Genomic DNA, 24,449 nt, shown 5'->3' with positions numbered 1-24,449 from the left:
TGATATTCCCTCAGCGGTTGTTAAAATAGCTCATTGCACCTTGCGTAAAAAGAGCGTATTCGCTTCGCTCATGTCGCTAACCTTTTACACTTACTTCACCTTGCGCAAATGGAATGTAAGCGCTGCGCGTTTTGTCATTAGACATTTTCACTATCCATTCTCGACTAAACATCTTCGTCACTCGATCCGGTATTGAAATAAAGTGATCCCATGCCTTTGAAACTTCATCTACAATTTCTTCATACCCCGAAAACACTCTATTGGATAAACAATGTTGTCGTATCCAGCTCCATACTTGTTCTATTGGTGTCAACAACAACCGAAAAGTGATCCACTCCACCATTTGAATAATGATCCACTATTTATTTAAGGTTTTCCATTAATCCGGCTTGTTTCTTCTCTTTGATCCTATAACTCTCCCCTTTAATTTGGACAATATGTGAGTGGTGTAAAATTCTATCAACATAGCTGATGTTAACGCTGTATCATTCGCAAAAATGCTTCCCCATTGTCCAAATGGGAGATTACTGGTGAGTATGATCGCTCCTTTTTCATAACGCTTTGCTATGACGTCGAATAATAATTTCGATTCCTGTGCACTAAACGGTAAATAACCTATTTCATCAATTATTAGTAGCCTGGGTGCCAGCACTGACCGCTGCATCACTTGTTTATACTTATCTTGTCGTTGAGCGGTGGTTAATTGCAATATTAGATCAGACGCACTGATAAAACGGGTTTTTAAGCCTGCTTGCACTGCCTTGTAACCTAGCGCACTGGCAATATGTATTTTTCCTACACCTGATGGCCCGAGCAGAACGATGTTTTCTTTTCGTTCAATAAATGAGAGTGTGGCAAGCTCGTTAACCTGTTTTTTGGGCACACCGGTGGCAAACGTAAAGTCGAATTCCTCGAGTGATTTTAATGACGCAAATCCAGCCATACGCGTAAACATTACCTGTTTACGTTGGTGCCGATACGCTTGCTCACTTTGTAGTACGCGCTCTAAAAACTGCAAATAATCCCACTCTTCTTTTGCCGCTTGTTGTGCTAGTGCTGTTGCGTTCGTTTCAACACCAGCGAGTTGAAGCTCCTCTGTTAGTTCATGCAAACGTGCTAATTGTAAGTTCATAATGCCTCCGAAAACTGCGCGTAAATATTTAAGTCATGGTGTAACGGTTGAGTCTCGAAGGACATATCAAACAGGCATTGTCACTTCTATTGGTTGTGGTGGTGCAGGGGGTTGAGTTGGGGGTAAAGATTGCAGGTAGACTTGCTCTTCTTTTAACCTATCAGCTGGCTTTACTTTGATTGTGTCGTGAATACGTTGATTAGCAACCGTATTTAACCAGTCAATGACTTCAATATTGGCAGTCTCAACGTCCAAAGTAAGTTCAAGGGCAGATAATTTAGTCGCCAATGGCTGATAAAAATCATTGCGTACATAACGCACCATTCGCTCTACTTTGCCTTTTGTTTGTGGGCGGTAGGGTTTACATAGATTTGGAATGAACCTCATTTCTTTACTAAATTGGTAAAAGTGCTGATTAAAGCGGTGTTTACCCTCACCGTAAGCATTACGCTCTATAACAACAGTTTTCATATTGTCATACCACACTTGCTGTGGAATGCCTTGGAAATACTCAAAGGCTTGGCGATGACATTCTTCGAGCGTTTCATAACGCATGTTGTCAATAATCGCGACAAACTATGCACGGCTGTAGCCTAAAACAGCAACAAAGGCATGCAGAGGTGACTTTCCTCCGCGCATTTGGCCCCAATCAACTTGCATTTGTTTGCCAGCTTCTGTTTCAAAGCGAATAATAGGTTGGGGTTCAATACTACCTCGATATAGGTATTGACGTAGTAACGATATTTCTGTGGTATAGCCTTGCTCTTTAATTTCTCTGAGTAAAACAACGGCTGATAAATGTATTGGAGCGGCTTTTGCTAATCGAGAATGTAAATACGGTTTAAAGGCCTCTAATTTTGAAATACCCGTTTTGCGAGTAGCATAATGCGGTTCATCAAAGTCACCTTAAGGGTATTTTTTAACGGTGTTGCGCGATATGCCTAACTGTTTAGCAATGGCTCGTTGAGACATGCCTTGGATGGCTAAGACTTTTATTTTCATGAACTCTTCTTTTGAAATCATGGTGCTTACCGAAAAGCACCAGTGTTAAGTTAACTGGATCAGATTTCAATTGTTGAAGTGGATCATTTTTGCATTGCTGGTAACAACTAACGCTTCTGTTTGACCAGTGGCAGGGCAGACTGCACCAAATAAATACCCATACTCAAACTGCTGTTGTTTTATAACCCGTGGTCGAGTGCCTGTTTCAGCCCAAATACGCGTAGTTGGATTTTGCTGACCAAATCGTGCTTCATCCTGAAACCAAACATCAATACGTTCAAGAGGAAGGTGTCCCGGTGTGTGAAGGATCGTTTCCAGTTGGAAGTTTTTTAAAAGCTTCTTGGTTCTCTTGTGACTGTTTTGGATGCTTTGAACGACTTGTGAGCCAACTAAAATCAAGCTGCTTCAGTATATTATAGACATGATTTAAGTGGTAATGAACACCAAATTCAGTGTTAATGTAACGTACAATGTCTTCGCCGGTAAGACGCCCGCCTTGACGTTCTATGCTCGCGCTTAGAGTTGTTTGTAATGGGAGAGAGTTAGGCAACACCTAGCTATCATATTCGCTATTTTGTACGAAGTGTAACGGATATGTCTGCATATTAAGCCTTTATTATTGAAGTTATTGATAGCTGTAAATAATGAATTCCCCTTGGGGAATAAGAATTTAATTCTTATTATGATAGATTTAAGTGGCTTACTTTTAACCATGACTCAGTGCTATTTTTTCAATAAATTAATAGAGAATGATCAATAAAGTTATGTAACTTTGTTTACTGTTCAGCTTATTTTTGGCCTAAATTGATAATTAAGTGAATGTATAGATCTAAAAGTTGCAATACTACTACCATTTAATTTATTCTTAATATGAATATATTAATAAATTCTCAAGTGTATTCCGTGTAATTGTTGAGTTCCTTATATCTTGCAAAATATGTACCTAAGTACTAACTTTATTAATAATGCTTATTCAAAAAGTACTCTACTAGGTAGCATAGTTAATTGTTTGGGCTTCTGGTTTTGTTGAGATCTCTTATGTAAAGGAGTAGATTAAATGAGTTACGAAAAAATGAATGATAAGCAAATTCCAGTTTACTTATTAAAACATATTTTTGGTGGTGGTGCTGGAAGTGGGGATGGGATAGAGCCTCCTAAAAATAAGCAATGCGGTGCTGTACTTGGCTGACTTTGGTAACTAGTAACAATAGAAAAGGGAGCTTTTGAGATGAGTAGTATTTTAATGAATATTGGGTGGACCTTGATCGCTATAAAGGTCTGCTTACTACTTATTTTGTTTGTATTTACAAAGGATACTGTCAAGTCGCTATTTGTGGCTAAGCCGATAAATGATAAACATGTCCAATTTGAGCACTCTTTATTTATGTATGTATTTGCATCTGTAGTGTTTCAGCTTGTTGGACGTTTTATATCTGATGAAATATTAGCTGCAGAACTAGGTGTTCAAGCAAAACGGCAAATTTTTTATATCTTTTTTTGTATTTATGAAGGGTTGTTTATGGTTGCTGTTATTCAATGGCATAACTATAAACGTTGTGAATTTGCAAGAATTACAACATATGGCTTTTATATTTGTGCTATGACTGTTGTGCTGAACTTGTGCCGATACGTAGATCGGGTTGTGTTTGACACAGATATACTTAGAGGTGTTTATGGTCAGGTGGTAGCGCTAACGAACATATTTTTATGTGTACTAATGGCTTATTACCCTTTTTACCGTTTAACATTGCTTTTTACTAAGAAATCTAGCGGCAATAATAAAGTACATGATTAGCTAATATAAAAAGTTTGATATGGCGTATTTACAAGATAAAATAGCCTCTCATTGCGTTTTTAGTGTAAAAAATGAGCGGGGTTCACCGAAGTGAACCAGCTCATTGGGCTAGTAACTTAATTGGAATTGTTTTCTATCTAAGAAGCATTACTTGCGTTTTGTACTTCAACTTCTTGACCAGTTATTAGTCGTTCAGCTCCTCTGACCGCAATAGTATCCCCTTCGGCTAATGAACCTTCACTGATTGTAGTTACAATCACATATTTGCCTTGTCCTTTACCGACTTCTACAGGAATTTGTTCAGCTTTATTATTTTTGTTTATTCTTACTACATGCACGCCTTGCTTACGCAAGATTAATGCATCGCGGTTGACCAATAGCTGTGGTTTAGAGTTATTTAATGGTACTTTTACATCTACTAATTGGCCCGCTGCCCATTTAATTTTTTCCTCTGTTGGCAAAGTAGCGCGTACTTCAAAAGATTGAGAGCGGGGGTCTGTTGTAGGTATAACCGCAGTAATTGTCGTATCTGTCTGAGCTAAGGTATCTAAATCTCCAGTATGAATAGAAAGTGTCATTCCTTTTTTTACATAGTTTAGGTACTTAACAGGCACATATAACCTAGCTTCAAGGTTGTTTATATCGATGAGGCTTAGTAGCTCATCAGCTCGATTAATGTCTCTGCCAGGTTGGCGGTAGCGCTCACTAATAACACCTGAAAAAGGTGCTTTTAAAGTAGCCCGATTGATTTTATCTGCAATGACTCTTATCTCAATTTTAGCAAGCTCTATATCTGATGCAGCAAGATCATGCTGTTGCTGAATGCGATCTACTTGGCTTGCAGCTGCACTGCTTGTTTTAGCAAGTTGAGTTAAGCGCCTTAGCTCTTGCTTTTGAAATTGTAAGTTAACCCGAGCTCTATTTAGCATTTCTTTTTGTCTAGCATGTTCAAGTTCTAGAGGGAGTGTATCTATTCGTGCTAGTACGTCGCCCTTTTGCACATTAGAGCCAGGTTCTGCAACAAATGTAAGTAACCCATCAACACCTGCTGTAAGTTTAACATCTTGCTTCCCATAGAGTGTCCCATGTATGGATAAAGAACTTGTAAGAGCAGATTTTAATACAGTTTCGATTGCAACAGGTGATTTCGCGTTAGCTGGTGTGCTTAAGGCAGTACCAATACAGAGTATTAATGCGCCAAAGCTGAGTTTAAAAAAGTGATGCTGTGTTTTAAATGACATGATGAACTCTCTATTGATTGGCGACCAAGTTGAGTGAAGATTGCTTTAAGTTTGTTTTGTTATTTATTTTAGGTGGTATTTTTCGTCCTAGCTGCAATAAGCTTGGCATGAGTACGAGAGTAAAAATTGCACTTACAGCCATACCGCCAACAATTACGGTTGCTAGCCCTCTGTATATTTCAGAACCAACCCCCGGCATGAGCATAAGAGGTAGCATGCCAAATAGGCTGGTTAAAGTACTCAAATATACAGGGCGCGCTCTTATAAGTACGGCTTGATTGACAGCGAGCTCTCTGGTAAGCCCTTGGCGTTCTGAAGTTCTTGTTTGGTCAACAAGAAGTATCGCATTATTTACAACCAGACCTAACAAAATAATAAAACCGATCATCGTTAATAAGTCTAACGATTGGAAAGTAAAGAGGTTTAATATATATAAAGCAAGCACACCTCCGGCTAATGCAAGTGGCATTACTAGGAGCACTAACAAGCTATCTTTAGCGGATTTAAATAAAGCGGTCATAAGTAAGAATAAAATAAACAATGCAAGTGCAAAGTTCGTAGTCATTTCTTCGATTGCAGAGTCCATTTTTTGTGCGTTGCCAGCTAAAATAGCACTGGTGTTGGCTGGTAGAGATGCTCTTACTTTTGGCATTACTTGAGTCATGAGTAAGGTTTGTGCTTCTTGTAAGCTCATACTTTCAGGTGGTGTCACAACCACTGATACGGTACGTTTACCGTTAACACGGCGTAATTGTGTTGGACCAACTGTGCGCTCGATCGTTGCTAGCTCTCCTAATGTTTGTATGCCTGCACTAGGCGTTACGATAGGGAGAGCTTTTAACTGTTCAGGCGTATTCCAAGGGGTAGAGCGTAATATAACATTCATTCGTTCATTGCCATTGAAGTATTCGTTGATAAAAAGTCCACCAGTAAACGCTTGTACTGCTTGAGCAACATCATTGCGTGTAAGCCCAGCTTGCGTGATACGCCTATCATCTGGATTTAAACGCAACTCTGGCTCTGCCATATCAAGTCGTGGTTGAGGTTGGGCTGTGGCTTCAGGTAGGGCAACTTTAACTTCTGCCAAAGCAACTTTCGCTCCGGCGATTAAGTCATCCATATTGGGACCTGTCAGATCAATATTGATAGCTCGTCCATCTCCGCCATTAGATACTTGGATCATTGAACCTCTAAATAAAAATACTTGTGTATCAGGCAGGTCATGAAAGATTTCTTCACGTGCTACTTTCATAAGCTCCTCGACTCTTTGTGGATCATCCGAGTAGATGAAGCCGCCGGCGTTGGCGCCGAAGACATAAAAATTAAAGTCTTTTACCTTTGGCATTTTTTCACCTAGGTAATATGGCATAACCCTTTGCTTTACACGCTGAGCTATTTCTTCCTCCATAAAACTGATATTGCCACCTGATGGAGTATTTAAGCTATAAAAGAAGCCGTCTGTTGGTGCTCTAGGCATAAAGTCAGTTTTAGGTAGTAGAGTTAATGTGATCATAACTGAGCCACCGAGTAATGCTGTAACCCAAGCAATTTGCTTTTTGCGGCTATTGGTGAGTGTCATTATAAAGTTAGTGAGCTTTATCCAGTAGCTCTGGAATGGGTCTACAATCTGCTGTTTCTCTGGTAAGTATTTATTTGCGATAGGTATTATGGTGAGAGCACATACTAGTGATGCGATCACTGCGATTGAAAGTGTTAGTGCCAAGTCTGAAAATAGTTGCCCTTCGATACCAGCCATAAACATTATGGGTAGGAAAATTGCGACACTTGTTGCCGTAGAGGCAAATAAGGCGCCGCCAACTTGTGTGGCACCTTTGAGTGCGGCTTTGGCGTTTTCTAGCCCTTCATTTTTAAGTCGAACAATATTTTCTTGCACTATAATAGCTGCATCTAACACCAAGCCGACGGCGAATGCTAACCCAGCCAGTGATACAACATTTAGGCTTCTATCAAATAAGTTGAGAGCAAAAAATGCAACCATTAAAGATATGGGGATGGTGGCTGCAATGACTAAAGTTGCTCGCATCCCTCGAAAGAATAGCCATAAAATACCGCACGCCATCAAGACACCTAAACCAAGGTTACCTTTAACAAGCTGTAGTGCATTGCGAATATGTACTGATGCATCATAGCTAAGCTCGATAGCAAGCCCGGCATCTTTCAAAATACCGTTGTTAAGTTCTTTAATCGCTTGGTTTATGTCATCTAATACGGCGACAGTGTTTGAATCATTACTACGGGAAATTGTAATATAATAAGCCGGTTTGCCATTTCTTAACGTCATTGCACGGCGGTCAGTGACGGTATCTGCTACGGTGGCTATATCACCCAAATAAATAGGTCGTTCACCTGAATAACCTACCCGCATTTTAGTTAGGCTGTCTACGTCATATTTACCTGTAAAGCGCACTGTATACTGACGCCTTCCAACATCGGCAATACCACCAGAAACATCATTGGATGAAGATATAGTACGACGAATTTGACCGAGACTAATGCCATAAGAGGCTGCTTTGTGCGGGTCAAAAGTGACGCGTAGCTCTCTTTGCCGTTGACTGTTTAAATTAACTCGAGAAACACCAGAAATACGTGCTAAGCGTGGTTCAATAAAGTCTTCAATTTGTTTTTGATAAACAGCCATGTCAAAATTATCTTCTTCATAACTCAGTGGCATAACTAATAAGCTTGCTGCTGTTGGGCCCCCTGAACCAGGGCCACCGCCACCACCTGCGACTACAATAGGGTCAGTCGCATCAAGTGGCAGTGGAGGGGCTTGGTTAAGGCTGGTTAGCACATCAAGCATGGCTTGTTGCATGTCTGAACCAACAGCAAAGGTGAGTGAGATAGAGCCTCTACCTTGATTTATTTGAGTGTTAACTTCTAAAGCACCAGGTGTATTTTTAACTGCACTCTCTAAAGGTTCAATGATCATTGACTCAATTTCTTCAGGTGCTGCTTGACGCCATCCTGAAAATATTGAGATCTGTGGTTGCTCAATATCTGGGGTTAATTGGATGGGCAATTTAAATATGCTGATGACACCAAATAGTATGATCAGAACTAATATTACTAATACACTCGCAGGGTTCTTGAGCGAACTTCGTGTTAAATTCATGACAACTTCCGAACTTTATCTCAACAGATTCAGTATCAAGCAAAACGAAATGATCCGCTAGGTCAAATTTTTATGCCATATTGGTAGATAGCGACAAATAGCCTTATTTTTCCGGCAAATTACGGCTCAGTAATAATTTGTAACGAATTTGAATAATTTGACATAAATTTTGATACATATTTTACAGCTTTTTGCATCTTTACAAGTTTGACATACGGTGATTATTTAGTGGCAGCGTTAAATATGCAGTTAAATAAGAGTTTAACTGCATATCAAGGTTCAGATATCAGTAGCTTCAAACATCGGGTAGCCAGGCGGTTTAAATCGGTTGACGTTATTTAAAAAACGGCTGTCTTTTACTGGTAGGGTGGCTGAACCATAATTATATTGATTGAGCTTATCGCGCAGCGCTTGGTTATTTAATCCATCACCAGACATTTCATACCAGCTGATTATATTTGGTGTTACGAAGCGCTGATAGTCGTTCTCGGCGGCTTCTTGATATTTTGCAAATCTAAGCGCGTGAGTTAGTATTCCATCCTTGTGATAAACAATCTTGAGGTGGCCATTTTCAAAAGGTAATTCATGTGCGGGTTTTGTATACAAATCGCCATGGGCACTGAAGCTACCGTGAGTAACAACCCCATCAATCGTCCAAATAGCTGCATATTCCCAGTCATGGCGGTGTCCGCCTCCAAAATATGGAAAGACCTGATCTTTTTTAAAGTATAAGGCGTAAAAGTGCGCACAATGTTGACCATATGAGGTGTTTTTGCAGGCATATCGATGAACCGTATTGGAAGAATCTAAAAATTGACTATCTCTGCAATTGCCACCCAATGAACCTGATGTTTTTAGCCCCGAATTTTGCTGTCCAGTTCTGCTAATCCCCGCACTGGGTAAACAGCCATCTCCGTCAAAATCAAATATGGGCTCAGTGCCATTAATGATATAGCTAGGTGGGAGCGCGCGCTCTAGCGCGACAAAATCATTGGCTAACACATTGCTGCTAGTACACAGCATAAATAGAGATGTGAGTGTAGCGTATGAACTTGAATAGTTTTTGTTTGTCATAATGATAAATCTTAAAATAGAAAGGTAATTAAACTGAACTACCAATATGACATGAACGTGAATTAAATGTTAATAGTTTCTTTTGATTTATTTGTGAAATCCTGCTCTACAATCTTTAGTGCGGCTAGTACTTCCTCAGCAGATAAATCGCTTTGCTCTAATAACATAATAAGATCAACAGCTAGTTTAACATGCTTAGGAGCTTGTTCTAATGTTTTGTTCATTGTTGTGAGTTTCTCTTTTTGGCAACTTGAGCCATTGCAAACTCAATTGCGATATCAACTTGCTCTTCCATTTTCATACGCTCAAGCTGCGGTAAATAAAAGGCCATATCTACATCATTGCGAATATAACGCGCTGGTAACTGGTTGAGCACCGTGCAGCAAAAGTCTGCCATGGTGTCATCATTGTATTTTTTATCTAAGCCATGTTCTAGAATTTTTTCGAGCACGATTTTTTCATAATAATTATGTATGTCGTCATGTAATCTCATAGTGTTTACTCACCGATTTAGATGCATTTAATACTATACCATAATAGCTGGGTTATTGAGCAGAGCAACAAAAATCTGCTTATGTACATCAACGAGTTGTGTTAAGTTGCCGTTTATAACCTCCCATCTGAGCAATGAAATGTATATCATGTTATTGACAAAAATTAAGCAAACTATTGGCACACTTAAAAACGGCTGATCCATCCTTATTAAATTATTAAAGATATCGGCACCAGCGTTGTAAAAAATAACACCATGCTGATGTACTCATTTTATTAACAATAAAAACGGGCAAGCGATGTTCCGTTAGCGATTTTGTTGTTTTTCAACTTGTTGTATTTTAGCTTCGGTTGCTGAGATGGCTTTTCTGCAACGGCCAAGACGGGCATGTAGCGCTAAAATTTGTTGATTTATTGCTGAGGCTTCTTCTTTATTTGCTTTATCAAGCTTAGTACGTCGCAACTCAACCATTTCTAACAGGCGTCTTTCAAACTCATAGTTTTGAGATAGCTCTTGATAAAGCTCATGTGAGCTTTGCATTATTTTTTGCACTGCTTTTTTATAGACTTTATTTTTTTTACTAAAGCGGGCTTTGTTTTCTTTTGCCCAAACGGGGGTCGATTTGAGTACTCTTATAATTGCTTCTACCTGTGTTGCTACACGTTGTATGGCAAAACCATATGCGTGACGCTTTTCAATTGGAGGCAGGTGCTTGATCTGTGCCTTGATTTCCTCAACGTAATCGCTGAGTATTAAACTTTTGGTCGCAAATACAGTTCGATCAAAAAGGCTTGGTTGTGCTTGAATGTAGCGGTTTTTGTCAAACCATTTTGCGTTATCGAATGATTTCGCTTGCTCTGCAAGGCGTACTATTTGTTGATTGAGTCTATCAAGGGGTGAACTCATGCAAGATACGCTTCTATAATGAGCTTGCCAGCTAAAATAATAACAATGGTATTGAATAATGGTTTGATTAGTTTACTACCAAATTTAATTGCAGAATGAGCACCTAGCCATGCTCCAAACATCAAGAATACACCCATAGAGAAACCAAGTAAAAAGTTGACATGGCCTAGTGCAACAAAGGTAATTAAAGAAATAAAATTTGAGACAAAATTCATTGAACGTGCAAGGCCGCAATTGAGTAATAGGCTCATTTTATAAAGCATACTGTTTGATGCGGTCCAAAAAGTCCCAGCGCCAGGACCTGCCATACCATCGAAAAAGCCAAGCGTTAAACCTTGTATCCATTGTTTGACTCTTAGGGCTTTATTGACCAGTGGTAAGGTATGCTCCTCTGTTGTACTGAGCTTGCCAAACAGGCTATAACACGCCACAAATATAATAATGACTGGAAGTAGTTTGTTTAAAAGGTCCACACTTAAATGGTCGACTAATAATGTGCCTAAAATTGCTCCAATTGCTGTGGCAAATATGGATGCAGCCCAAAATCGGGGATTGAATAATTGCTTTCTATAATAGGTAATACTTGCTGTGATAGAGCCAAAGCTAGCTGCAAGTTTATTTGTACCTAATGTAACATGGGGTGGTAATCCAGCCGTTAATAAAGCGGGAACTGTTAACATTCCACCGCCTCCAGCAACGGCATCAATAAAGCCAGCAGCAAGAGCTACTAGGCATAGTAACCCCCATGTCATTGGATCGAGCGCAAGTTCAAACATTTAATAGTCTATTTGTCTTTTAAAAGGTGGCAGTGTATCAAGCATGGCTTTGCCGTAACGTTTAGTTACTAATCGCCGGTCTAATATTGTTATACGGCCATGATCTGATTCTTTGCGCAGCAGTCTACCACAGCTTTGTACTAATTTCTTGGCTGCATCAGGCACAGTAATTGATAAAAATGGGTTGCCACCTTTACTTTGTACAAACTCTGCTTGCGCTTCTTCAATTGGCGAGGTGGGAACCGCAAAGGGAATTTTTGTAATAATAAGGTTCTCAAGATACTTGCCTGGAAGGTCAAGCCCTTCAGAGAGGCTTTGAGTGCCAAATAAAATACTGCCTTTGCCTGTATCAATATTCTTTTTGTGCTGTGTAAGTAAGCTATCTCTAGATTGCTCGCCTTGTACTAATATTTGTAGTTTACTTTTACGCAGTTGCTTAACAACATGGTCCATTTGCCAATATGACGCAAATAAGACTAAATTTGCTTGGCCAGTTTGCAAGTATTTTGGCAGTGCTTTGGCTACAAAGTCGCTAAAGCCTTTATCTGTGGGATCTGTGTCAGTAACAGGCAGGTGCAATGTGGCTTGAGCTGGATAATCAAAAGGCGAACTTGCTTTGATAAACTTAACCCCAGGCTCGTTGTTTAAACCACTTTCTTTTGCAAAGTGATCAAAGGTACCTAGTGCGCTTAGGGTAGCAGAGCAAAGCACGGCACCAGCACATTCTTGCCACAGTTTATCTTTGAGGTAATAACCGACTTCTATCGGGCAGTCACATAATAAATGATCATGGTGGTGTTTATATTCAAGGCGCTTTATCCATCGTGCGTGCGGTGTATGTTCGCCTTTACTCGCATAGCTGTACCAAAGTTTGTTAAGCTGCTCTAGTCGATTAATATATAAGCCACTTTCGGCCAGCAAAGGGTCGGCTAAAAACGCTTTAACATCGCCATCACTGACATCAACCGTCAGTGCATCGTGCATTTTGTTTAAAGCGCGTAACACGTCCAAGGTCGCATCACTGATATCCTTGGCTTTTACGGTTAGTGACTCAGGCACTAAACCATGCTCAAAACGAAAAGTATCATCTTGGTTAAAATTAAAGTCAGCGGCATCAAGAATATCCCTAACTGCTTTTAAATCCTTACTGGCATCATTAGCGGCATCATTGAGCTTAAAATTTTGTCCAACAGCCTTTTGGGATACAATAGTGGCAGCCATTTTGCCACTAAATTTAAGTAACTTGTCTAACCAGTCTATTGTGCCTTTGATGGTTGCTGCTGCAGACGAAAAATCCCGAGTGATATGAGGTAGGTGATGCGCTTCATCAATAACATAAAATGTTTCATCTGGTTCAGGGAGAATTTTTCCACCGCCAAGCTCTAAATCAGCAAGCAGCAAAGCATGATTAATGACTAATACATCCATTTGTGACATTTTTTGTCTTGCTAGGTGGAATGGACATAAATGGTGTGACTTCATTTGCCGTTGGCAGGCATGTTTATCACACGCAATTAAATTCCATACTTTGTCAGGAATAGTGTCGGCCCAGCTGTCTCTATCACCTTGCCAGCGTTTTCCTTGATAGGCACTGTGTAAGTCTCTTAAACACCTTTGTTCCATATCTGATAAAGGGGAAGAGAGTGTTGGTATCATGGACGTTTGCATTGTTTCTTCATCCAGTGCTGCATTGAGTTTGTGCACGCAAACGTATCGTTGACGCCCTTTGACGAGATCAAATTTAAAGTTGAATCCACAGTGCTCACTAAAAAAAGGTAACTCTTTATTTATCAATTGCTCTTGCAGCGCAACTGTGGCGGTTGAGATAACCAGCTTCTTTTTTTTCGCCAAAGCGGTCGGCAGGGCACTTAAGCAGTAAGCTAAAGATTTACCGGTACCTGTACCCGCTTCAATTACACAAATGCGTTGTGTTTTGTGATATTCCCCCGTTAAGGTTTTAGCGATTTCCGCGACCAGATAGTTTTGACTGCTGCGATGGCGGTATCCATCTAGCTGCTCTGCAATGTTTTGATGGGTGTTCCTGATTGTCTTTTTGAGAGCGTCTGAGAGCATTAGCATCGCCTAACTTAGTGTTATATGTATATAATTACAGTGTTGATGGGGTATTTTAGATGGGGAATCGGTTTGGCACAAGCAATGCTTGAAGGCTTTGTATTATCGCGCCAGCAAACTCATAACCAAGGGAAGTTTGAGTTGTGCTACTGGCTTAAAACTGAACAAGGTGCTGTAAAGGCGATTGTTGAGGGCGAGCAGCCGGTATTTTTTATACGAGAAAGTGAACGGTCTACTGCTCAAATGAGGCTTAATAAGGCGAGCATTAAAATACGTTTTAGCGATATTCCTTTGAAACACTTCGATCAGGAAAGCATGGTAGCTTGTTATAGCGACAGCGTGCGTACTTTTCATCAAGCAAAGCAAGTATTAAATTCTCACATACGATTGTATGAAGAAGACATTCGTCATTGCGATCGATTTTTGATGGAACGTTTTATCCGTGGTTCCACTTGGGTCAAAGGGCAAGTTGTGAAACGCGATGGATATACGTTACTAAGAGGGGCGCAATTTAAAGCTAATAACCACTATAAGCCTGTTTTTAGTGTGCTTTCTTTAGATATAGAGTGTGATGGTGACGGTGTACTCTTTTCTGTTGGGCTCGTTAGTAATAGTCATAAGTGTGTGATTATGATAGGCGATCCGATAACCGATGACGTAAAGGCTAGCGCTAATACAAATTACATTGTTTGGGCAAATGATGAGTTTGCATTGTTGCAAACTTTAATTGAGAAAGTGAAGTTTTTCGACCCTGACATAATCATTGGCTGGAACGTGATTGAGTTTGACTTCGTGATACTGGTTGAGCGAGCACAAATGCTTGGTGTTGTGCTTTTATTAGGCAAAGATGAACAACCAATAACTATCTATAAAGGTAACTATGTACGTGTGTTAGTTCCTGGTCGTGTTGTAATCGATGGTATCGATACACTCAAAAATGCAACTTATCATTTTGACAGTTTTCGTTTATCAAATGTAGCCGAAAAGGTATTGGGTGAGAGAAAGTTGATTGAGCAAGATGACCGACTGGAAGAAATTATCCGACAATTTAATGAAGATAAATTGAGTTTGGCTGCTTATAATTTGAAAGATTGTGAGTTGGTACTTGCTATTTTTTATAAGCTTAATTTGATAGATTTTGCAATTGCGCGTAGTGCACTTACTGGACTTGAATTGGAGAGAATGGGGGGCTCTGTTGCTGCATTCACAAATTTGTATTTGCCGTATTTACACCGCAGTGGATATGTGGCTCCAAATCTAGCAGAGCATGGCCTCAACTTTGAAAGCCCTGGTGGCTATGTAATGGAGTCAAAACCTGGGCTATACAAAAATGTGGTTGTGTTAGACTTTAAAAGTTTATACCCCTCAATAATACGCACTTTTTTGGTTGATCCAATGGGGTTAGTGGAGGGGCTACTGAATCCAGAAGAGGCTATTAAAGGCTTTAATCAAGGCTATTTTTCACTTAAAGCTCATTATCTTCCAAATATCGTTGCTCAGCTTGCAGGTGCTCGTCAACAAGCTAAACAAGACGAAGATCTTATGTTATCCCAAGCTATCAAAATTATCATGAACAGTTTGTATGGTGTACTGGGCTCAAAAGGGTGCAGGTTTTATGACCCAAGGTTGGCAAGCTCAATAACACTTCGAGGTCACGAAATAATGCAAACGACCAAGCGCGTGATAGAAAACCACGGGTTTGAAGTGATTTATGGTGATACAGATTCTACTTTTGTGAAACTTCCTCAAACTTGGACTTTAGAAAAGTGTAAAGCTACAGCTTGTAATTTAGTACATGAAATAGATGCTTTTTGGCGTCAGTATTGTGAGAGTAATTTTCAATTAATTAGCTATTTGGAAATTGAATTTGAAACGCTATATCACACATTTTTTATGCCAACGATAAGGGGGCAGGTTACAGGCTCTAAAAAGCGTTACGTCGGTGAGACATATGTTAATAATGAGGCGGAGCTAGTATTTAAAGGTATGGAAAGTGTACGCAGTGATTGGACAGAAATAGCAAAAAAGTATCAGAAAGAGATTGTGAAAGCCCTTTTTGACGGAAAAGATTTGTTGCGTATAACAAAAGGGTACATAGAGGCGGTGCGATCAGGTGAGGTAGATGGATTGTTGTTGTATTCAAAACGGTTGGGTAAGGATTTAGAACAGTATGTAAAAAATATACCACCTCATGTCAAAGCGGCAAAAGAACAAATGAAAATTGATAAAAACTGCCGCTATCGCAAAGGCAGTATTATTAAGTATTACATGACCAAATCAGGTCCAAGGGTGAAGTTGGAAAGGGGAGGGTTAGACTATGAACATTACATAGAGAAGCAAATTTACCCAATTTTAATGATGATGCCAGATTATAAAAATGTTCTTTTTCAGTTAACAGCTCAAAAGAAATTTTCCTTTTAATATCATTGAATTGTTGGTGTTTTGTGTTTTTTTTGTTGTATCTATGTTGGGTAATTGATGAAAATTAAATAATTTACGGTTGACGCTAACGTCAATGCTTGTTTAATATTCATGTTGAATGTTGCATCAGTGCAACTTCCCATAAGGGCAAAGCCCATAAAAAATTACAAGCTACTAACAAGTAGTCCAGGGAGATACAAATGTTAAATAGTAAAGTTTCAAAAGCGGTCCGTTTAGCGATCGCATTTGGTGCTACTTCTACAGCTGCTTTTTCAGCAAGCTCGGCTATTGCAGCTGAAGAAGAGTCAGCAGAAAGTTTTGAAAAAATTCAAGTAACAGGCTCACGCATCAAACGTGCTGATATGGAAGGTGCTAACCCTGTACAGCTTATTACGCGCGATGACCTTGTTGCTTCTGGTATCAGTAACGTAGGTGATATTCTTCAAGAAATTCCATCAGTGGCTGGTGCGGGTACTAACGCAGCAATCAATAACGGCGGTGCTGGTGCCGTACGTGTTTCTCTACGTGGTTTAGGCTCAGAGCGTACACTTGTACTTCTTAACGGTCGTCGTGTAGTAGCCTCTGGTTCTGGTGCTAACGCATCAGTAGATTTAAGTACCATTCCTACAGCCATCATCAAACGTGTTGAAGTGTTAAAAGATGGTGCATCAGCAATCTATGGTTCTGATGCAATTGGTGGTGTTGTAAATATCATCACGCGTGATGATTTTGAAGGCTTTGAAGCGAATGCGATGTATGACGCATCGACTCACGGCGGCGACGGCGAAACTAAGAGCTATGACTTCACAGTTGGTTTCTCTGGTGATAAAGGTAACGTTGTTTTTAATGCATACTACACAGAGTATGGCGCACAGATGTCTGGTGACCGTTCTTGGTCTGAATTTGAACTAGACCTAGACCCAGAGACAGGTGACTTTAACAAGGGCGGCTCTTCAGCTCCACCTTGGGGTCGTTACAATGGTATTAACCCTGATGTAGAGGGCGCATGTAATTCATTTACTCACGGTGCAGGCAGTGGCCCTGGTCAATCAGACCCATCAGATTTTAGTAATGCTACTGGTTACGACTGCTGGGATTGGGACAAAGACACGTATAACTACGCACCTTCTAACTTCCATTTAACGCCTTCTGAGCGTTATGGCATATTTGCACAAGCTAATTATGAATTCTCTGATTCGCTTCGTTTCTTTACTGAAATTAACTTTAACCGTCGTTCATCAGACACTAAATTAGCACCACTACCTTTAGCGCCACTTGCGTTCTTTGGTTGGACTGATGCGACTTATTCTAAAGACAACTACTATAACCAGCAATTCGGCCCTAAAAATGTAAATGGCGAAACGGTTGATATCGCTGATTGGCGCCGCCGTGTTGTTGAAACAGGTGGTCGTGATACGACTTTCCGTGTTGAAACAGTGCGTGCTGTATTTGGTTTTGAAGGTGAGATCAACGATACATGGGGTTATGAGGTTTCTTATATCTTCGGTCGCAACGATGGCGCAACTAATCGCGCTGGCGGTGTAAACTTTGAAAAAGTTAATGAAGCTGTTGGTCCTTCATTCATGGAAGGTGGAGAGGTATTTTGTGGTACACCAGGCAATGTAATTGAAGGCTGTGTATCATTAAATACGTTCGGTACTCCTGGTACAGATACTCAAATATCAGAAGAGATGTTAGATTTTATCTCGTTTGAAGCACATGATTTGGGTTATAACGAGCAACAAATTATTTCAGCAAGTATTTTTGGTGATGCATTTGAGCTACCTGCCGGTACAGTTGGTGTGGCATTTGGTGCAGAGCACCGTGAAGAGAAAGGTGCAGACTTCCCTGATGCGCTAATCGCATTAGGTATCACTTCAGGTTCACCACGTAAAGCAACACAAGGTTCATACTCAGTTGATGAGTTATACATGGAAACGAACGTTCCGCTACTAAGCGGCGCGCCAATGGCTGAAGTACTTGAGCTTGACTTGGCAGTTCGTTATTCTGACTACGATACATTTGGTGATACAACCAATCATAAAGTAGGTATTCGTTGGTCTCCAATGGATGGCTTGATGTTCCGTGGTACTTCATCTACTGCATTCCGTGCTCCATCAACGCTTGACTTGTTCCAAGGCGCTTCGGCTAACAGCCCGCTAGTTTCAGACCCTTGTCAAGCAAACCCTACGCAATTCTGTATTGCTGATGGCGTACCTGCTGGTGGTTTTGAGCCAATCGGTGACCAGTTATCTTCAACTCGCGGTGGTAATGTAAATCTACAGCCTGAAGAAGCTGATATCACGACTATCGGTGTAGTTTACAGCCCAGAGTTTGTTGAAGGTTTATCTTTCACAATCGACTACTGGGACATTGAACTAGAAAACGCTATCACGACTATCGGTGAGCAGCTTATCTTAGATAAGTGTGCTAACGAAGGTGTATTCTGTGACAAGATCACGCGTTACACGTCAGGCGGATTAGTTGGTAACTCTAGCGATATCGATGACCGTAAAGTAAACGTAGGTGGTATTGACTCATCTGGTATCGACTTTAACATGCGTTACGCAACTGACACTGAGTATGGTGCACTAACGTTTAACCTTGATTCTACTCGTTACGACACATATGACATTACACAAGCCGATGGATCAGTTGTTGAAAACGCAGGCTGGTTCCGCCGTAACAGTGGTGATGGTAACTTCCCAGAGTGGAAAACAAACATTGATGTTCGTTTAGCACAAGATGACTGGTCTGCAGGTTATGCAATCCGTTATATTGGTGAAGTTGAAGAACCATTTGGAAATACTGCTGGTCAACGTACAGTTGATTCGCAAACCATTCACGATATTCGTTTTAGTTACTTCTTTGATAACTTCACAACGACTGTTGGCGTAGATAATGTGTTTGATGAAGATCCACCGTATGCAGCGACAGGCTTTAATGATAATACGGACCCTCGTACTTATAACACTTTAGGTCGTCACGTATATTTATCTCTAGGTGTTGCATTTTAATTAATTGCTTCACTTAGCTAAAAACCGGTCTTTATGACCGGTTTTTTTATGTTGTAAAAAAAATTAGAAATATTTCAGTTTTTGATTAGTGTATAAATATAGCCTTATTTTCATATGTATCCCCGCCTTACCTGAGTGGTAAAAAGTCATTAAATTCATGTTGTTAGGTTTTGATTTTTTATCCGTATTGAACTCCTTTCTTTACTACATTTGTAATATAAATTGTTCATTTTTTTGTTGCAAAACAGGTACGAATTTATATTGACATAATAAAACTATGTTGACCTGCTGTTATAACTAAGATTAGTATGTACGCGCAGTACCGTATGAGGAACGAGTGTCTTACATCGGTGTCTAACTATAAAAATGCTTAAAAAGCAGTGGCTTAACTAAATATTTTGTAGCCTCAGGGAGAAAACATGTTAAATAATAAAGTATCAAAAGCGGTTCGCTTAGCAATAGCTTTTGGCGCTACATCGACAGCAGTATTTTCTGCTAGCTCAGTGGTAGCGGCGGAAGAATCTGCAGAAAGTTTTGAAAAAATTCAAGTTACAGGTTCACGTATCAAACGTGCTGATATGGAAGGCGCGAACCCTGTACAACTTATCACGCGTGATGATTTAGTGGCTTCGGGTATTAGCAACGTAGGTGATATTCTTCAAGAAATTCCATCAGTTGCTGGTGCAGGTACTAATACTGCGATTAATAATGGTGGTGCAGGTGCTATTCGTGTTTCACTGCGTGGTTTAGGTGCAGAGCGTACGTTAGTACTTCTTAATGGCCGACGTGTAGTAGCATCAGGCGCTGGTGCAAATGCATCAGTGGATCTAAGTACAATACCTACTGCAATAATTAAGCGCGTTGAAGTATTAAAAGACGGTGCATCAGCTATTTACGGTTCAGATGCTATCGGCGGCGTAGTGAATATCATCACACGTGATGATTTTGAAGGTTTTGAAGCAAATGCAATGTATGACGCTTCAACTCACGGTGGTGACGGCGAAACAAAGAGCTATGATTTCACAGTTGGTTTCTCAGGTGACAAAGGTAATGTTGTAGTAAATGCATACTATGCAGAGCAAGGCGCACAGATGTCTGGCGATCGTGATTGGTCTAAGTTTAAGTACAACTTAAGCCCAAGCACTGGTGAAACGACTAAAGGTGGTTCTTCTGCAATTCCATGGGGTTTTTATAATGGTATAAATGGCGATAACGAAGATTTATGTCAAGCATTTACCCATGGTGCGGCGAATGGCCCAGGTCAGTCAGACCCTACACAGTTTACTAACCCAACGGGTTATGACTGTTTTAATGGTGCAAAAGATTTATATAACTATGCCCCAGCTAATTTCCACTTAACGCCTTCAAAGCGCTACGGCATATTTGCACAAGCAAATTATGAGTTCTCTGATGAATTGCGTTTCTTCACTGAAATGAATTTCAACCGTCGTACTTCAGATATTAAACTAGCGCCTTTACCATTAGGTCCATTAGCGTTCTTTAACTGGACTGATGCAAGCTACTCAAAAGATAACTATTATAATCAAAACTTTGGCCCAAAAAATGCTAATGGTGAAAGTGTTGATATTGCTGACTGGCGTCGCCGTGTAGTTGAAACTGGTGGCCGTGATACGTCTTACCGTGTTGAAACTGTACGTGCAGTATTTGGTTTTGAAGGCGACATTAATGACACTTGGGGCTATGAGGTTTCTTATATCTTTGGTCGTAATGATGGTGCCATTAACCGTGCTGGTGGTGTAAACTTTGAGAAAGTTAGTGAAGCTGTAGGTCCTTCATTCATGGAAGGCGGCGAGGTACTTTGTGGTACACCAGGCAATGTAATTGAAGGCTGTGTATCATTAAATACCTTTGGTATTCCAGGCAGTGACACTGAAATTTCGCAAGAAATGTTAGACTTTATCTCTTTTGAAGCGCATGACTTGGGCTACAATGAGCAACAAATTATTACCGCTAGTATATTTGGTGATGCATTTGAGCTTCCTGCTGGTACAGTGGGTGTGGCATTTGGTGCTGAGCACCGCGAAGAGAAAGGTGCTGATTTACCTGACGCATTGATTGCTTTAGGCATTACATCTGGTAACCCAAGAGAGAAAACACTTGGTTCTTACTCAGTAGATGAAGTATACATGGAAACAAATGTGCCACTTCTTTCTGGAGCGCCATTTGCAGAAGTACTAGAACTTGATTTAGCTGTTCGCTATTCAGACTATGACACATTTGGTGATACGACAAATCATAAAGTAGGTATTCGCTGGTCTCCAATGGATGGCTTAATGTTCCGTGGAACATCTTCAACCGCATTCCGTGCACCATCAACCTCGGATTTATTTGAAGGTGCTGCTTCTAGTAACCCTGAAGTTAGCGATCCATGTGCTTCGAATCCAACTCAATTTTGTCTTGACAATGGTGTTCCTGCTGGTGGATTTACACCAATCGGTGACCAGTTGAGTTCAACTTTGGGTGGTAATACTGAGTTACAGCCTGAAGAAGCTGATATCACAACCATTGGTTTAGTATATAGCCCTGAGTTTGTAGAAGGCCTTTCATTCACAATCGACTACTGGGATATTGAGCTAACTAATGCAATCACTCAAGTGGGTGAGCAGCTTATTTTAGATAAGTGTGCAAGCGAAGGTACTTATTGTGATAAAATAACACGTTACACATCAGGCCCACTTTTGGGTAACTCAAGTAATATCGATAACCGTACTGTAAATGTGGGTGGAATAGACTCATCAGGTATCGACTTTAACGTACGTTATGCTACTGATACTAGCTTTGGTGCATTAACATTGAATCTTGATTCAACGCGTTATGACACGTACGATATTACTCAAGCAGATGGTTCAGTGACTGAAAATGCTGGTTGGTTCCTACGTGCCAATGGTGATGGTAACTTCCCAGAGTGGAAAACTAACGTTGATATTCGTTTAGCAAAAGATGATTGGTCAGCAGGTTATGCAGTTCGCTACATTGGTGAGTCAGAAGAACCGTTTGGTGATCCAGCTGACGGTGAACCTGCTTCACGTATGATTGACTCTCAGGTTATTCACGATGTACGTTTTAGTTATTTCTTCGATAACTTCACAACGACTATTGGTGTTGATAACGTGTTTGATGAAGATCCTCCGTACGCAGTAACTGGTTTTAACGATAATACGGACCCACGTACTTATAATTCAACAGGTCGTCACGTATATCTATCTTTAGGCTTAGCATTTTAATTAGTTGTTTAGCCAAATAAAAACCGGCCTCTTTGGCCGGTTTTTTTGGTTGTATTATGTAGTTTGTTTAGAATCGGTAACTTATACCAGCGCTTAAACTGCTAGTGTCTAGGTCGCCCATATCCATATATTGCAAACCAACATTCATTGCAAAGCCGTTGTTCCAATCATATTGCCAACCAGCTTCTGCAAAAACACCCAAACCAGTTTCTTGGATCAGCTTATTGCTGTTACGGGCAATATCATAATCATAGTACTGACCACCCAATTTACCGTAGAGGTAGCTATTATCCGTGATTTTGTATTGGCCTTTTGCGGCTACTACAAAATTTATCAAATCGATTTTATTTGCGTTTAAATCAAATAATAACTTGTCGTTACGATCGCATATAACCCTATCATTTCTCAATTCTTTACACTCCCAGCTATCGATTTCTGAGCCGCTATTTATTCCTAACTCTAAAGCCCATGAAGTGTTAATTTGATAGTTATAGTATAGGTAAAGTGAGCCGACACCATCACCGTCTTTACTTGAACCTTTGTAAGAAGCACTACCACCGTTTAGTTGTGCACCAACTCGATGTATTTCATTTTGTTGTTCTGCTTGAGTAGTAAAACTACTAAGGCTTAAAACTGTTAGAGCGACTAGAGCATGTGTTTTCATATTAACAAACCTTGTTTACAGCATAATTTGAAAGCTAGTTTAGTATTGTGCTCTGTTAGAGTCTGTGGCTTGTTTGTGAGTGGTTGTATGAGCACGTCAAAAAGTGTAAATTATTGTTAATTATGTAATTTATATCGGTTAATATGAAATGTTACTAACGAGAAAACGAGCATTGATACGATTTACATTGACATATTATTCTTATTTGATACAAGTATACTTCGATATTTTTTAGACTTTGAATTTTTATGACAAAATTAACGCGTTTACACAACCTGCAATCATGGCTGCTTAATTTAGCTGTCATGCTTGGGCGTGTGCACTGCGGTTAATTGTTTTACTCTAACCGCGATGATAGAAGCGGCTAGAGGTCTTACAAGCTCCCCCTCCACTTTTATCATCTTAGAAACAAGGACTTAAATTATGCCCGTTCAGGCATCATATTTATTTGTGATCTTCGTTTGGTCTACTACTCCGCTGGGGATTGTATGGAGCAGTGAGACCATGCCACCCACTTTGAGTGTGTTACTGCGAATGATGATAGCGTTAGTTTTGGCTGGGCTTGTTGTAGCAATTAGTAAAATTCGTGTACCTTGGCATAGGCGAGCATGCACGCTCTATCTATATTCATCGTTGGGCATATTAGGTGGTATGTCATTTAGTTATTTGGCTGCACAAACTGTCCCCTCAGGAGTGATATCACTTATTTTTGGGCTGGCCCCAATCCTCTCAGGTTTACTTGCCCAAAAGTTGTTGGGGGAGGCAAAGTTTACGCCAATTAAGATGTTTTCTTTGGCAATGGCGCTAGGTGGTTTGTATTTGATTTGTTCTACTCAAGTGCTGCAATTTAATTTAGCGCCATTAGGGCTAGGTTATGTTTTTTTAGCGGTATGTAGCTTTAGCTTAAGTGGCATTATGATAAAACGAGTTAAAGTTGAAGTTCACCCAATGGCAACAACATTTGGTGCTTTGCTGTTTGTTACTCCTATGTTTGCGTGTGTTTGGTTGTTACTTGATGGCTCGATTGCTATGGAGCATTGGCATATGAAATCAGTTTGGGCAACTGTATATTTAGGCGTGGTTGGCTCTTTATTAGGCTTTTTAGCTTATTTTCATGTTTTGCAAAGGCTCTCTGCCAGTACCGTTGCACTGTCAACGCTGATCACTCCGGGGTTTGCGATTGGATTAGGTGCATGGCTAAATAATGAAAAGTTAACGGGTAGTTTGTTATTTGGGGCTGCAATTATCATTTTCAGCTTAGCCATGTTTCAGTTTGGTGAGCATATCAATTGGCATCGCTTGAGTAATAAGCAGGCCGTAAAATAATAGGTTATAAATACTTTATATGCCACAGGTGCTGAAGTAAGTGCTCAGAGTTGGGCCTCGATATTTAGAGGACACCATGGTTTTAGACTATTGCGAGCCGCCATTATATTGCAGAACAAATGGCGGCTCGTGCAATGTATGAGCTTGCATC

At 40.2% G+C, this 24,449-nt stretch carries 16 protein-coding genes and 3 pseudogenes; 6 read left to right on the top strand and 13 right to left on the bottom strand.

The annotated features are described in order from the left end of the window. Positions 1 to 76 precede the first annotated feature (76 nt). The 4 genes and pseudogenes from OCI93_RS21155 to OCI93_RS20085 form a co-directional block, all read right to left on the bottom strand. A complete protein-coding gene (locus OCI93_RS21155) occupies positions 77 to 343 on the bottom strand; it encodes a hypothetical protein (protein WP_410007653.1) in 267 nt (88 codons plus the stop codon). 19 nt (positions 344 to 362) lie between these two features. Continuing rightward, a pseudogene (gene istB, locus OCI93_RS20095) lies at positions 363 to 1,132 on the bottom strand (IS21-like element helper ATPase IstB). Then, positions 1,129 to 2,155 (bottom strand): annotated as a pseudogene (gene istA, locus OCI93_RS20090) (IS21 family transposase). The pseudogenes istB and istA overlap by 4 nt, the downstream one beginning before the upstream one ends. A gap of 84 nt (positions 2,156 to 2,239) precedes the next feature. Beyond that, positions 2,240 to 2,645: pseudogene (locus OCI93_RS20085) on the bottom strand (winged helix-turn-helix domain-containing protein); the annotation flags it as partial. Between the two features lie 546 nt (positions 2,646 to 3,191). On the opposite strand from OCI93_RS20085, the gene OCI93_RS20080 reads away from it, so the two are divergent. Together OCI93_RS20080 and OCI93_RS20075 are read left to right on the top strand one after the other, a co-directional pair. Next, positions 3,192 to 3,323, top strand: a complete 132-nt coding sequence (locus tag OCI93_RS20080; RefSeq protein WP_261595381.1) for a hypothetical protein — start codon at positions 3,192 to 3,194, stop codon at positions 3,321 to 3,323. A gap of 39 nt (positions 3,324 to 3,362) precedes the next feature. After that, a complete protein-coding gene (locus OCI93_RS20075) occupies positions 3,363 to 3,929 on the top strand; it encodes a hypothetical protein (RefSeq protein WP_261595380.1) in 567 nt (188 codons plus the stop codon). A gap of 137 nt (positions 3,930 to 4,066) precedes the next feature. Here the strand turns inward: OCI93_RS20075 and OCI93_RS20070 are convergent, their stop codons facing one another. The 8 genes from OCI93_RS20070 to dinG all read right to left on the bottom strand — a co-directional run bounded on the left by OCI93_RS20070 (position 4,067) and on the right by dinG (position 13,625). Continuing rightward, positions 4,067 to 5,170, bottom strand: coding sequence for an efflux RND transporter periplasmic adaptor subunit (locus OCI93_RS20070; protein WP_261595379.1), 1,104 nt, complete (start codon positions 5,168 to 5,170; stop codon positions 4,067 to 4,069). 10 nt (positions 5,171 to 5,180) lie between these two features. After that, positions 5,181 to 8,303: an efflux RND transporter permease subunit gene (locus OCI93_RS20065; RefSeq protein ID WP_261595378.1), complete on the bottom strand. Its 3,123-nt coding sequence runs from the start codon at positions 8,301 to 8,303 to the stop codon at positions 5,181 to 5,183. A 279-nt stretch (positions 8,304 to 8,582) separates the two neighbouring features. After that, complete coding sequence (locus tag OCI93_RS20060; protein WP_261627157.1) at positions 8,583 to 9,377, bottom strand: NPP1 family protein; 795 nt, start codon at positions 9,375 to 9,377, stop codon at positions 8,583 to 8,585. 62 nt (positions 9,378 to 9,439) lie between these two features. Next, the gene (locus OCI93_RS20055; RefSeq protein WP_261595376.1) at positions 9,440 to 9,601 is read right to left on the bottom strand and encodes a YbaM family protein; all 162 of its coding nucleotides are present in this window, start codon (positions 9,599 to 9,601) and stop codon (positions 9,440 to 9,442) included. After that, the gene (locus OCI93_RS20050) at positions 9,598 to 9,870 is read right to left on the bottom strand and encodes a late competence development ComFB family protein (protein ID WP_261595375.1); all 273 of its coding nucleotides are present in this window, start codon (positions 9,868 to 9,870) and stop codon (positions 9,598 to 9,600) included. The genes OCI93_RS20055 and OCI93_RS20050 overlap by 4 nt, the downstream gene beginning before the upstream one ends. Positions 9,871 to 10,176: 306 nt before the next feature. Beyond that, positions 10,177 to 10,776: a primosomal replication protein gene (locus OCI93_RS20045; protein WP_261595374.1), complete on the bottom strand. Its 600-nt coding sequence runs from the start codon at positions 10,774 to 10,776 to the stop codon at positions 10,177 to 10,179. Then, positions 10,773 to 11,552, bottom strand: coding sequence for a TSUP family transporter (locus OCI93_RS20040; RefSeq protein WP_261595373.1), 780 nt, complete (start codon positions 11,550 to 11,552; stop codon positions 10,773 to 10,775). Before OCI93_RS20040 ends, OCI93_RS20045 begins: the two co-directional genes overlap by 4 nt. Next, positions 11,553 to 13,625, bottom strand: a complete 2,073-nt coding sequence (dinG, locus tag OCI93_RS20035; RefSeq protein WP_261595372.1) for an ATP-dependent DNA helicase DinG — start codon at positions 13,623 to 13,625, stop codon at positions 11,553 to 11,555. Between the two features lie 24 nt (positions 13,626 to 13,649). Between dinG and OCI93_RS20030 the strand changes: the two genes are divergently transcribed. From OCI93_RS20030 to OCI93_RS20020, 3 genes are all read left to right on the top strand, one after another. Continuing rightward, positions 13,650 to 16,046 carry a DNA polymerase II gene (locus OCI93_RS20030; protein ID WP_261627155.1) on the top strand — a complete coding sequence of 799 codons (2,397 nt, stop codon included), beginning with the start codon at positions 13,650 to 13,652 and terminating at the stop codon, positions 16,044 to 16,046. A gap of 200 nt (positions 16,047 to 16,246) precedes the next feature. Next, positions 16,247 to 19,063, top strand: coding sequence for a TonB-dependent receptor domain-containing protein (locus OCI93_RS20025; protein ID WP_261595370.1), 2,817 nt, complete (start codon positions 16,247 to 16,249; stop codon positions 19,061 to 19,063). A gap of 419 nt (positions 19,064 to 19,482) precedes the next feature. After that, positions 19,483 to 22,308: a TonB-dependent receptor gene (locus OCI93_RS20020; RefSeq protein WP_261627153.1), complete on the top strand. Its 2,826-nt coding sequence runs from the start codon at positions 19,483 to 19,485 to the stop codon at positions 22,306 to 22,308. Between the two features lie 67 nt (positions 22,309 to 22,375). Here the strand turns inward: OCI93_RS20020 and OCI93_RS20015 are convergent, their stop codons facing one another. Continuing rightward, positions 22,376 to 22,972, bottom strand: a complete 597-nt coding sequence (locus tag OCI93_RS20015) for a porin family protein (RefSeq protein ID WP_261595368.1) — start codon at positions 22,970 to 22,972, stop codon at positions 22,376 to 22,378. Positions 22,973 to 23,395: 423 nt separating this feature from the next. Between OCI93_RS20015 and OCI93_RS20010 the strand changes: the two genes are divergently transcribed. After that, positions 23,396 to 24,298 (top strand): DMT family transporter, encoded by a 903-nt coding sequence (locus tag OCI93_RS20010; protein ID WP_261595367.1) that lies wholly within the window; start codon positions 23,396 to 23,398, stop codon positions 24,296 to 24,298. The last annotated feature ends 151 nt before the right edge of the window (positions 24,299 to 24,449 follow it).

Source organism: Pseudoalteromonas holothuriae, from assembly GCF_945859825.1.
Lineage (GTDB): Bacteria > Pseudomonadota > Gammaproteobacteria > Enterobacterales > Alteromonadaceae > Pseudoalteromonas > Pseudoalteromonas holothuriae.
Note: the sequence above shows the minus strand (reverse complement) of the source record. Positions and strands in the feature narration are given on the sequence as shown.